2 protein-coding genes and 1 pseudogene are annotated in these 14091 nt (G+C 45.6%); 2 read left to right on the top strand and 1 reads right to left on the bottom strand.

The annotated features are described in order from the left end of the window. Positions 1–2: 2 nt before the first annotated feature. Positions 3–257: pseudogene (locus BDD26_RS18895) on the top strand (transposase family protein); the annotation flags it as partial. A gap of 236 nt (positions 258–493) precedes the next feature. Here the strand turns inward: BDD26_RS18895 and BDD26_RS18890 are convergent. Then, on the bottom strand, positions 494–994 hold the full coding sequence (locus BDD26_RS18890) for a DUF3156 family protein (RefSeq protein WP_115827601.1): 501 nt from the start codon (positions 992–994) through the stop codon (positions 494–496). 714 nt (positions 995–1708) lie between these two features. On the opposite strand from BDD26_RS18890, the gene rtxA reads away from it, so the two are divergent. Continuing rightward, complete coding sequence (gene rtxA / locus BDD26_RS18885; RefSeq protein WP_115827419.1) at positions 1709–13939, top strand: MARTX multifunctional-autoprocessing repeats-in-toxin holotoxin RtxA; 12231 nt, start codon at positions 1709–1711, stop codon at positions 13937–13939. Positions 13940–14091: the final 152 nt, after the last annotated feature.

Raw genomic sequence — 14091 nt, 5'->3', positions numbered from 1 at the left:
TTATGAATATCAATGCCTTTTCTCACTATTTTGGTGAATTAACAGACCTATGCCAGTCGGCCAAAATCAGTTATCCCTTGTTTGATGTTCTGTTCTTGACAATGTGTGCCGTGATCGCTGGAGCGGAAGGATGGGAAGATATTGAAGACTTCGGTGAAACGTACTTTGACTGGCTCCAGCAAAAAGGATTGTTCCCAACAAGATTGCCTGCTCATGACACCAGTGCCCGCATTATTTCCCACTTTGATCCGACTCAATTGAGCAAAAATACCAGTTAAGGCTTGATAATGATAAGAGTACAGGTAAGTATATAGCGGTATGGAATAACTTAATGAATGGGAAGTTTAAGTAACTTGTTTTCAACACATGACTGATATTTAGAAAGAATCAATTTCAAGAAAGATCATCAACGCAATAGTGACATTCGTCTAATTTCATTATGCCTGAATAGCTCAACAATGATGTTTCTTTTGGTAAAATTGTTCAGCATAACTCAGGCATTGGATTTATTGCTTAAGTGTAGCCACTTTGTTTTATTTATCTGAAAAACTTCCTTAGTAATATAAGAAGAAGACCATATTCCTTCTTTGATTTGCAGGCTACATGACCGAAAGTCCAGCTCTTCTAAGCTCTGCCGGATAACAGGGTATTGTTCTAGTTGCTCAATCAATTTGCAGCCATCTTTCTGTTTTGAGAAGAAACGTATCTGCTTTTTGCGCAGGCTACCTCTCGTTTTCACTTGTATCTCTGCATTCAAAGGCTGATTTATTGTTCCTGAAACAGAAAATCGTGTGTAAACAATGAATGCCATAAACAGGATTTTTACCCTTTCGTTGATACATATTGTCAATTGTCCTTCTGGTTTGATGAGCAGCTCATCTGGCCCTGTTCTCTCACAGTGGTAGGGTTGAAGATCTCGCTCCAGCCTGTTGAGTGTCAGGCCTGCCTGATAAGTTCCCTGAAATACAGTCGATTGTGAATTTTTTGTAAACAAAAAATGACTGTGATGCAACTATAGAGATAAGAGGAAAAGCGTCGCTATCATTCTAAAGAACAATACCCAAAGGGGAGTATAACGTACCTGTTTCTGCCGAAAAGTATCAAAGAAAAGGGTGCAAAACACCATAATATAAGCTATATCAAACAATAAGATAAATTTTTCATTAATACATTAATAATATTTGTTCTGGATGTGCCGGTTTAGTCTAAAAGCCACTAAAATTTAAGAAAATAAGTTTTAATTAATTGTAATCAAGTTCACATTATTAACATATGTATTTTCTATTAAAAGGATGGTTAAAATTTATGTTTTCTTTATTGATAAGAAAGCTCATAGATAAAAATGAATAAATTCTGTAAGGCAGTCTGAAATGGTTTGAGGTTATTGGGACTCAATATAGTGGTTAAACGGACTTTATCTCTGTTGTATGTTGATCTTAAAGATTAATTTAAGATATTTTGTTTTTAGGTGATGAATTCGCCATTCTTTATCTGATTTGTTATCAATTATTGAGTTAGAGCTTATCTTATTAGGTTATTTATTTGCCATAATCTGAGCTGTGTCCAAGATACCCACGTAATTACGTGTAATTTAAGTATTTTTTAATCTTTTGAATTTAATCTTTTTACTAACACTAAGATACACATCGACGCCCAGTTGCTTTTTGTAATTGGGCGTTTTTGTCTTTAATTTTTTAGAGATTGATCTATGGGAAAACCGTTCTGGCGAAGTATTGAATATTTTTTTACAGGAAATTATACCGCTGACGATGGTGACAATAATATTGTCGCTATTGGATTTGGTGGGCAAATTTATGCCTATGGCGGTAATGATCACATTACATTAGGCACTATTGGTGCATCGGTCTATACCGGTTCAGGCAATGATACCGTCGTTGGCGGAGCTGCCTATCTGAGAGTTCACGATACCAGTGGCAACCTGTCCGTGACAGGTGCATCCGGGTATGCAGAAATCGAGAAAGAAGGTGAGGGTGATATTGTTTTTTCCGGTGCAGCAGGTGGTGCTGTTATCCAGCATAATGGTCATGCTGGTCATTTGAATTATTCAGGTGCAGGAGCTTACAACAGTCTGAATCGGCACGGAAATAGTGGTGACATCATATTCAAAGGGGCCGGTGGTTATAACCATTTTTATTCGGATGTTGCCGACGGCAACATCCATTTTATGGGGGCGGGCGGTTATAACCAAATTACCCGGAAAGGAGCGGCTGGTCACTTCAGCGGCGAAGGCATGGCTTATGCAAAAGTTGAAGATATTGTGCTGACCACCGCAATGTTGGGAGGAAATTGGATCCAGAATCATCAGAAAGTTGCGGCTGTAAAATCGACACGGGAAGCGAATACTCATCTCTTCGCATTGATTGATGGAAAATTTACTAAAATCAATAAAATCCACCTGAGCAATGATCCCAAAACCGGCAGGCTGCAATATTCCACAACATCCTGGTATAAGGAGGGTAATCATCTCAAGGATCTTGAGGTTCAGGAGATCTCTGAGCGTAATGGTTTTCAGATCATCAATCTTAATAACGCCTATGCGCTGTCTAATCTGGGTATTGAATACCATCAGTCATTTACGATACATGCCATAGAAAAAGAGCTGCCGGAAAACGAATGGATAACGTATGCCGGTGGTGTCCAGATCGCCGCAGAAAATATTACATTGTCGGATGCCCGAATGGGTGGTTATGCAATTTCAACTGATGGTTCAACCGTTGCCGTCAAGCCCGTGAAATCCAACTGGATGGAAAATACTTATCTGTACGCTAAAGTCTTGGGGGAGTATACCAAGGTAGTGGTCGTGCAACTGAAAAATGATCCTGAAACCGGTGAGCTGAAATACATTGCCACACCTTGGTATAAAGCCGGTGATCACACGGCAGCCATAGCGAATCAGTTTGTTGGCCCTAACTACGGTTACTCATCACTGGGTAAAGGCAGCTATACACTGAGTGATGTTCATTACAGTGTGAATACTGTCAGGGTAACGTCTGAAAAGATTTCCAGTGTTAGTGGGATTGGTGAACAGGCTCTGTTTAACTCAACGGCAGAAGAGAGTAACAGCAGTGGTGATGTCCGGTTTGAAGGTGCCGGGGGCGGCAATGTGATCAAATCCAACGTCGCCCGTGGCAATGTTTACTTTAAGGGCGCAGGGGTTGCCAATGTTATTCTGCATAATTCAGAAATCGGTGACACTGAATTTGATGGCGCTGGTGCTGCCAATGTTATTTTCAAGAAAGACAGAAAAGGCCGGCTAAATTTCAACGGAGGGGGGCTTGCCAACGTTATTACCCACATCAGTATGTCGTCTCCTGCCACTTCATTGCAGGAACCTCATGGCAGCCAGACTAACGTTGTCGCTCTGGGCGGGGCTAATATCCTGACCCGAAAAGGGGATGGCAGGGTTTTTGCTGTCATGGGCGGCGGTGCCAACGTATTGACCCATATCGGGCAGGGTGAAACCACCGGTGTGATGATGGGCGGCGCCAATATCCTGACCAAAGTGGGGGAGGGAGAGACTACCGGCATGATGTTTGGCCTCGGCAATGTGCTGACCCATGTCGGTAACGGCAAAACCCTGGGCGCTATGGGCGCAGCAGGTAACGTTTTTACTAAAGTAGGCAATGGTGAAGCCCTCGCCGCCATGCTGGCCGTCGGCAATATTTTTACCCATGTCGGCCAGGGGGAGGCGTACGCCATAATGGCTGGCGGTGGCAATATCTTTACCAGAGTGGGGAATGGCCATGCCCTGGCTCTGATGGTGGCTCTGGGTAATGTCTTTACCCATGTCGGAGATGGCCTGAGTGTTGCGCTGATGGCGGCCAAAGGCAATATGGCGACTAAAGTGGGGAACGGTGAAACCCTCGCCGCCATGTCAGGCGTCGGTAATATCATGACCCACATTGGTGATGGCAATACCTTTGCCGCGATGTTGGGTGAGGCGAATGTTCTGACCAAAGCCGGTCATGAGCTGACGGCCGCGCTGATGATCGGCAAGGCCAATATTTATACCCATGTGGGTAACGGCACCAGTATTGGTCTGTTTGCTGGTAATGCCAATATCATGACAAAGGTCGGCGATGGCACGACGCTGGCGGCGATGTTTGGTCAGGCCAATATCATGACTCATGCCGGCCAGGGAATGACGGGGGTGCTGGCACTGGGTGAAGCCAATGTGGTGACGAAAGTCGGGCATGATTTTCTCGGCGTTGTGGCGGCAGCCAGGGCAAATGTGATAACCCATGTCGGGGAGGGCATGACAGCCGGTTTGTTGTTAGGCAAAGGCAATATTCTGACTAAAGTGGGCACGGGGACGACAGCCGGTCTGCTGGTTTCTCAATTTGGCAACGTCATGACCCATGTGGGTGACGGCAATACGGTGGGATTTGCCAAAGGCAATCTGAACCTGATAACCAAAGTAGGAAAAGGTTTGGCTGTCAATGCCGCGTGGGGAGATGCCAATATCATGACCCACGTGGGGAAAGGCGATCACTATAACTTTGCCAAAGGGAAAGCCAATATCGTCACCAAAATCGGTGAGGGGCGGACGGTCAATATTGTGCAGGGTACGGCCAATATCATCACTCATGTCGGTAAGGGTAATGATTATACCGGTGCCTGGGGTAAAGCGAATGTTATTACGAAAGTCGGTCAGGGGCGTCAGGTTACGCTGGCGAAAGGTGATGCCAATATTGTGACACAGGTGGGGGAGGGTGACAGCTTCAACGCCTTGTGGAGTCAAAGTAATATTGTCACCCAAGTCGGTGATGGTATGCAGGTTACTGCCGCGAAAGGTAAGAGTAATATCACTACCAGCGTGGGTAATGGTTTAAATGTCGTGGCAACCCACGGTGATTTGAATGTGAATAGCAAAGTCGGTGACGGTGTTTCTGTCAGTGTGGCGTGGGGTAAATTCAATATCAACACCAAAGTGGGTGACGGCCTGAATGTTTCGGTGATGAAAGGGACAGGCAATGCCGATATCCATGTGGGCGACGGGATGAATATCCACGCCGCCTATGCCCGCAATAACGTTGCCATTCAGGTCGGAAACGGCGATTTTTATCATCTCGCTTTGGCTTCCAGTAATACCGAGAGCCATAAATTGGCAACGCTGTTTGATAACATAAAACAAACGTTATTAGGGGTGATGGGCAGTCAGGGCATTAATTTTCTGGTAAATGGCGATGAAGCGAATACATCCGGCAGTTACCGGGGGCGTGGTGCCATTAATCTGCCGGAAGTCAATGCACTGAACGGTTTTGAACTGACTGAAATGGCGGAAGTCAGGTCAGACTTAGCCACTGATTTGCACGCTGCGGTGAATCAGCTTAATACGCCAGACGTCAGCAAGCTGAAAAACATCATGTATGCCGATGAACAGCAGGCGAAAACCCGGAAACCGAATCTGATTGTCAATGGCGACTTTGAAGCAGGAGGACAAGGTTGGGCGGCTAGCGACGGCATTGAAGTGCAACACCCGGCTGCTGCTTATGGTTTGCCTGACGATGGGCACGGCAAGTACGTCACTGAACTGGATGCACATGCCAACACCACTATTTATCAGGATCTCCGACCGCTTCAGGCCGGTGAAGTCATTACCCTTGACTTTGATTTTGCCAGACGGGCGGGCAGCACTGATGATAATGGTATGGAAGTGCTCTGGAATGATCAGGTGGTTTTCTCGTCTTCAGACGATTATGTCGTTTGGCAACATAAGCAACTGGTTCTGGTTGCACAGGCAGGCAGTAACCGGCTGGCGTTTAAAGGCACCGGTAACAGTGACGGCAGAGGTTATATTCTGGACAATGTCGTTGCAACTTCAAATCGTTCTGACAGTGCACAAGTAAAACGCACATCACAAACTTCGGTGGCGGGTGATGTGCTGCATGATAAGGCAAACGCAGAAGCAGACCGTCAGCGTCTGATGCAGGAAAGAGAAAAACAACTGGCGGCAATTGCAGATACTCAGGCTCAGTTGGAGGCTACCGATCTTGAGGCTCTGAATACCAACGGGCTGGCACAGCGTAACGCTGTCAAGGAAGAAGAGCAGGCTGTGACGGATGAACTGCTGGCAAAAGTCATAGCGCTTGACAGTCTGGATAACCAAACTTACACAAGCCATCAGGGAGAATCGGGAGCACAGTGGCGTCAGGATTTTGCCGGTGGATTGCTGAATGGCCTCCAGACACAACTGGATAGGGTAAAAGAAACAGCGGGGCAGCAATTGGGGTCTTTGCGCACCTCTATCCTGCAACATCAAAAACAGGTGAAATCAGCACTGGAGAAATCGGCAGCAGGCGTAACCCGAAGTGAGCAGAACCAACGGGGTGCTCAGCAGGATATTAATGACGCCCGCGTTAACGCAGAATACCGGACAAAAGAAGCACAATCGCAACAAAAACGGGCTGAACAGGCTGAGAATGCTGGGTATAACGCTATCCAACAGGCAGAATTCGAAGCTGAAACAGTGGCGAAAGATAGCGGACAAAAGCCGAGTCACAGAGAAAACCAAGGCAGTGGTTTGTCCGAGGCTTATCAATCAAGTGCTGCTGGTCATACTGGCAGCCATATCAATCCGAACACGATTGTTCAGGGAGATGGCCGTTTCAGTCAGGAAATCCCGGAGTCAGATGATGATCTGAAGGTGTTGGCTGATGCTAAGCTGGCGATGGAACGTTTGCAGATCAAAGTGGCGCCTCGTGACAAAAATGCAAAGGCTATTTCCACTACTTCTGTTTTGGCACCGACTGAACTGGAAGGATTAGGCAATGCGCGTTTAGCTTCGGATTATGGCCTGCAACAAAATAGTCATGAACGGCCGAACGCTGCGACATTGTCTTCCATTACCGCAAGAGCGCAGAAAGTGGCGGATATTTACCGCTGGCTGAATAGTGACAATGATCGGCTAATGGATTTTTCAGTCGATGACTACATTCCTGTACCGGGAATTGAACGAGTGGATATGGAGTTTGATGAGATCAACCGACAAAAGATGATGGATGTTATCGAAGGTTATCTCAACAACACTGAACACACTGTCCCTGAAGATCAAGTGGCTTCATTGGCGAAGCTGTTTGTCGATTCCACCATTGATTTTGACTGGGATAAACGCGTTCGCTTTATGACGCGACTGGAACAGCTCGGTTACCGTTTTGATCCGCCAAACGATGAACAGAGTATGGTCACATTCTGGTCAGGAAAAAATAGCCAACAATACCGGGAGTTGTTGGATGCTGCACAAGCGGGTGGTAAGAAGGTGGTTTATAACATTGATTTGCCGGGACACTCGTTTGGTACTTCATTGAGTAACCAATTGCTTCATTGGGCATCACACTCCCTTGATCCTAATGACGCTCAGCAAAAAAAACAGCAATTGGCAATTCAGACCGCTGCCTGGAGCAATATGGGACTATGGAGTTCAGTATATGCAACCAAAGCACGCGGAGATGTGTATGTCGTGGCGGAAAATGGTTTACTTTTGGGGAACACTTTCTGGAATCTCGAATTACCGGTACTTCGCCAATTGCAGCGTGAAGGTATGGTGGGAGAAATCCGTTTATTGGATAAACCCGCTCACGAGTATAAAAACCTGCCACTGAAACTTATTGGTAGCCGGCTGTCGGACAAAGAAATTGGCGTTAAGGTACGTTTCGACGCCCTGAATCCAATTGAGCAGAAAAAATATCTGGCTATGAACCCTCAGGGTTATCAGCCCGATACACTGGTTGATCTGAACGTTAAACTGGGTGCTATCGACGGCATGTTGAATAAAACTCTGCCATTCTATCGTCTGCGTTCTGAGCGACATATCTTAATACGCGAAGGATTGGACAACAGCTTTGAAGTGCATTCATGGCCGGAAGATCATCATGCTCCCATCAAGACAATTAAACTTGAGAACCCGAAAGATCCGGCACAAATCAAAGCGGTTGAACAGTTCATACTGGCTAATTATGAGAACTATGACCAGTTCCCCAAAGAGCTGCATTTTGTGGAGAATTGTATTGTTTCCTATGAACAACGGCGCACACGGATCCTGGCTGAAAAAGTTGATGGTCGTTGGAATTACCGACCTCGTGCTGAACTGATGTCAACCAATGAGCTACAGCTAAGGGCTTACATAAAAGGGAAGCAAATAGGGGAAAGTTACCGCAATATCATTGAGGCACTGCAACGTTATGAGCAGGCTCTGCTGGAAGACAGGGATTACTCACTGGATGCCATCGAAAGATTGACTTATTTGCGCCAGCAGGTGGAAGGTTATTTGCTTGGACATGCTGAGTCAAAACGGGTTCCGGCAATGAAACAGCTATTATCCCAGATTGATATCCGCCTTACAGAATCTATGATCCTGGCTGAACCAACATTAAGAAGTTCCGGTAAAGGCAGTTTTAGTGAATTGTACAGCAAACTGTCCAATTCCAACCTCAGAGATCCTCAACATCTCTACATTGACGCTCATGGTGACTTTGTGACTCAGGGCAGATTCAGTGTGAAGGTAGCCAAAGATACTGTTGGCATCGGTGTTAAGCAGGTTATGTCTGCTATTACCAGAGAATATGGTCAGGAGGTAACTAATGCCGTCTTTTCGAAACTGACCGCTCGTGATCTGGCAAGAGATGGGGTAGGTATTGATATTGCTGGTTTGAGAAAAGTCCATTTGGCGATTGAACGGCATTTATCCCCTGTCAGTGCCACGCTCTATATCTGGAAGCCAAGTGACCACAGCACCGTCGGGCATGCTGCACTGCAAATTGGTCAGGGACGAGTCAAGGTTAATGCCGAAGATATCAAAAATTTCAATGACATGAATTATGTTAGCTGGTGGCCGGCGGGCAGTAAGTCCCTTAACCTGCGGGAACTTTTTGATGCAACTCATACCCAATCTGATTTTCGGGTTCGTTGGCGCGATCTCAGTATGCCGGTTCATCAAAATCCGGCTCTCAGATATGACGTTGCATCTGAGGAAGATGATGATTTTGGTCTGGTTGATGGTTCTGCTGAACTGAAAGAGTTTGTTGAAAAACTGAGAACAGCAAAAGGCGTAGATGCCAAATTCAAAGATGTCAGTGAAAGTTTCGCTATGGCGGCGCTTGCTAATCCAGACATGCTTAAATCTGCTGAGATACCGCCTCATATTTACCGGCCGTTTCTTGCTCAATGGCGGGATGACACCATGGATATGCAGGAAGTGGCCCAACGTTTTGCCGAAGTCCTGCGTATGGCGGCAGCATTGCAGAATTCTAAACGCATGGAACATTTAATTTCCAATGTGACACGCCAATTTGCTGAACGTGAACTCGCAGACATTAACGCGTTTAAAGAGGGTAAGGCTGATCCCGGCCGGGTATTCCGTATCAATCTGGAAGGCCTTGATGTGGCGGCAATGCAGGCTGAGTGGGAAAAAATCAGCACAGATCCTGATGCGCGTTACCAGCTTTTATCTAAAAATTGTTCAACGGTCGTTGCCCGCGTTCTGAAAGCGGGTGGAGCAGAAAAAGTGCTCGGTTATGCCTGGCTACCTGGGTTTGGTATCTGGAAACCTAATGATTTGTTCAATTATGGTCAGGCATTGCAGAAAGTAGTACAGACTAAGCGGAATAGAGGGAAATACCGCCGTCTTAATGACGATGATGCGGAAAGATTCTTGAATCAGGCAGATGATCTGCATGAAGAGATGCTGGAGAAAATCGCAATTGAAAATGACGGTACACCTCTGCGTGAAAGAGAAGCACGTAATCCGTTGGCACGTTTTATGAATAACGAGCTATACGGTGTGAAAGAAGATCGCCGTCGTATTAGTAAAGCTGTACAAATAGGCCTTGGCCGGGAAATTGATCTCAGAATAGCTGAAAAAGTGACATTGCAAGGTGAAGCTGGTCGCCTGGAAGGTTATTACCATCACGGTAATTCAAGTACATCCAGTTCGAACGCATCAAGTAAGGTCATACTGTTTATTCATGGTTCCGGTACTTCCGCGGAAGAGCAGGCCAGTAAGATCAAGATGCATTATCAGAAACAGGGCGTTGATATGCTTGCGGTCAGTATGCGGGGTTACGGCACCAGTGATGGTCGTCCTGACGAAAACGGGCTGTATCAGGATGCACGTACTATGTTCCGTTATCTTGTCAATGAGCGCGGTATCAGACCGGGAAATATCATTATTCATGGTTATTCAATGGGAGCACCTATTGCGGCTGATCTTGCCCGTTATGCCGCACGAAGGGGGCAATCCGTCGCCGGTTTGTTGCTTGACAGGCCAATGCCAAGCATGACCAAAGCTATTACGGCCCATAACATCCCGAATCCGACAGGCGTTATTGCAGTGCTGGCAAAAGCGGTTAATGGCAAATTCTCAGTGGAGAAAAACCTGCAAGGTCTTTCCAAAACAGTGCCTATTATGTTGCTGACTGGCAGAGATGGCCTGGGGGCAGAAGGTGAAAAACTGCGTATTAAGCTGGAAAATGCTGGTTATAACATTTCAGGTGAACATACTTATTTGGGCCATGATTCCAGTAATCGCATGATGGCGTTGTACGCTCACAAGATTGTTGCCAAATTGTTTGTTGAAACCACAATGAAAAATGCTTTGGGTCCTGTTTTGGGCACAGAGCGTCCTCTGCATAACCAAGATGTTCATTCGTGGGAAAATATCGAGGTCACACCTCAGCCAGAAGGTGGAAATACCCGTTTTGATAGCCAGATCATTATTCAGACTGAGAATGATTTGGTTGTCGCCAAAGCTGCCGCAAATCTGGCAGGTAAACACCCGGATTCCAGCGTAGTTATTCAGCTTGATGCTAATGGTCAGTATCGGGTGGTATACGGCGATCCAACCAGATTAACGGGTAAATTACGCTGGCAGATTGTAGGACACGGGCGTGAGGCAACTGAGCTTAACTATACCCGTATGAGTGGTTACAGTGCGGATGAATTAGCCATCAGATTGAAACAGTTCATTCACCGCTTTCGGTATGCGAATACGCCAGAGCATATCAGTCTGGTGGGTTGTTCCCTGATCAGCGATGACAAACGTGATGGTTTTGCCCGTCATTTCATTTCTGAACTTGAGCGACAGGGTATCCGTGTTTCGGTATCCGCACGTAGCAGTCATATTGCAGTAGATAACACCGGTCGTAAGTACACCAGAGATGCTCAGGAGCAGTGGGTACATAAACTGTATGACAATAAAATAGTTCTGAACTGGAATAACAACGGTGAACTGGCAACCTACTCAGAGCGAGTACGTCATGGTATTTCTGAAAGTGATATTCTCCTTTCGCATGTGGGTATTAGAGACACTAATGCACGTGCAACAGGAGCAATTGCCGACAACAGAGAAATATTCCAGGCTCCGGGACGACGCCATTATCAAAACGATGATTATGTGAACAGAGCATCCGCAAACGACCGGCTGAGCTATTCCGGTAATGTGCAGTTACAAATTGGTAATGGCGAATTTACCTCAATTAACTGGGGAACCACTAATGTTGGCATTAAATTAGGTTCGGGGGGTTTTAAGTCTCTGGCCTTTGGTGACAACAATGTGATGGTTCATCTGGGTAATGGTGACAGTAAACACAGCGTTAATATTGCCGGTTATCAGGCTTTGGAAGGGGCGCAATTATTTATTGGGAACCGGAATATCAGTTTTAATCAGGGGCGCAGTAACGATCTGATTGTCATGATGGATAAATCCATTCCGACTCCGCCAATGCTCAACCCATTTGATGGTGTATCCCGTATTTCGGGTGTTTTACAGGATATCTCAGGATCGTTTTTTTCTCCCGGCTGGCTGGCAGAGCAGGAGAGTCAGTGGACTGTCGCTAGTGTGAAGAAATACCTGCGGGATATGTCAGGGCTGGATTTGACCAGTAGTGTTGATTACCGATCACTGGCTGAAATTGATTCTCAGGACTTACGTAGTGGACGTGGTTTGAAGAGCGATATCGAAAGTGCTCTGAACAAAAAATATAATCAGTGGCTGGGCGGAAATGCACCGAAACTGAATAACCTCAGTCGGGCGGATAAGTTCCGGCAGGCAAATGAAAAGCTGGCTTTTAACTTTGCTGTTGGTGGGCAGGGAGCCGATATTCAGGTGACAACCGGTAACTGGAATTTTATGTTCGGTGACAATATCCAATCCCTACTGGATATTAATCTGGGGTCGCTGTTTGGTTTGATGACACAGCAGTACACAACAACAGGGCTGGCAAAGACCACGTTCACTTTTAGTGTCACAGATTTGCCACGTCAGGTGAAAAATAAGCTCTTGAGAAATCTGGCCAGTGTCGATGCAGATACGACATTGGGAGATATCTTTAATGTGGATTACACACCGGAAGGTGGCATTGTATCCCGTACTAATCAATCCGTGGATGGTATTGCCATTATGGATGAAATACTGGAGATCATCAGTGAATTCAGCAGCAGCCAATTGAAGGCATTTATCGATCCACAAACTTTACACGATTATATAAGAACGAATATGGCAGCAGGCACTGATGCACTGCATTCTTTCCTTGAAAACCATGGGTTGAAAAAGAAAGCACCTGCCGATAATCAAGAGGAACAGGTGATTGAGCCTGTAGAGCAAGTTAAAAACCAAACCAAGGGCGATGGACAACCAGATTGTACGTACGGTTTTAACACGCTGAATTTACCAAACCTGTTTGCAACGCTGTTCAGCCAGAATAAACAGCAGGAGATGCAGAGTCTGGTTGTTAATCTGAAACAGAACCTGACCGCGGATTTACTGAACATGCAGAACAAAACGTTTGATTTTCTGCGTAATAGTGGTCATCTGCAAGATGATGGCGATATCCATATCTCTCTTGGTAACTACAACTTTAACTGGGGAGGCGATGGCAAAGATCTCGGTGCTTATCTGGGAGATAACAATAATTTCTGGGGTGGTCGTGGTAATGATGTGTACTATTCCCTTGGAACGTCCAATATCTTCACCGGTGGTGTAGGTAATGACACGGGCGTTCTGTTGGGACGGGAAAATATCATGTTTGGTGGAGTTGGTGATGATGTTGCTGTGCTGGCTGGACGCATTAACTATGCCTGTATGGGGGACGGTAACGATCAGGTTTTTGCCTTTGGTGAAGGCGGTGTGATTGAAAGTGGTGAAGGGCATGACTATATCGTCGTTTCCGGTACTTTCAATCATATTGATGGCGGGAAAGCGCAGGATTATGTGGTTACCATCGGTAACAACAATCAGGTGGAACTTGCGGAAGGTAACGATTTTGCTACGGTATTCGGCAATGATAACCGGATTGAGGGTAATGAAGGGAATGATTCTATTAAACTGGTGGGATATCACGCGTTGATCAACGGCGGAGCAGGTAACGATCACCTTATTGCCGATGTCATCTCTAAATTTAGTCAATTGAATGGTGGCGATGGTGATGATCTGCTGGTATTGGGGGGATATCAAAACCGTTTTACAGGTGGCACTGGCGTTAATAGTTTTGTTGTCAGTAGTGATGTTATTGATAGCATCGTCGAAGATATCAAATATAACGACAAGATTATTTTCAATAACCTGAATTGGCAAAACCTGTGGTTCCAGCGCAGTGGTGATGATTTGGTACTGCTCACAGCACGTAATATGACGGATACCTCTGTTCAGGGACAGTTTGAAGCCACTGGCTCTGTCACTTTTAATAATTACTTCAATGGTAATCAGGCGGAGATTATCACCCGGATGGGTAATAAAGATGTGTGGAGAGAACGTGAATTCACAGCTTTGTCAGCGAATGCGGTAGATTCATTGGTACAGGCAATGAGTGGATTTGCGCCGACGATCGGTGACAGTGGTTTCATTAATTCTCTCGATAGCCAGACAAAGTCTGCTATTTTGGCAGCATGGTCAGATACGACAATTGGGAAAACCAAACTGGTATGACAGTTTTATTAACTAAATCTGATTAACAAAAATGGCTCACTGATGTGAGCCATTTTTCTTTTACCATTTATTTAAAAATAACATCGTCATTATTATCTGATGGTTGATTAGAGATGAGTTATATATTACTTGTTATAAGTAGTCTAATTAAA

It is taken from the genome of Xenorhabdus cabanillasii, from assembly GCF_003386665.1.
Lineage (GTDB): Bacteria > Pseudomonadota > Gammaproteobacteria > Enterobacterales > Enterobacteriaceae > Xenorhabdus > Xenorhabdus cabanillasii.
The sequence above is the reverse complement of the archived record's forward strand: the minus strand, read 5'-3'. Positions and strand labels throughout refer to the sequence as shown.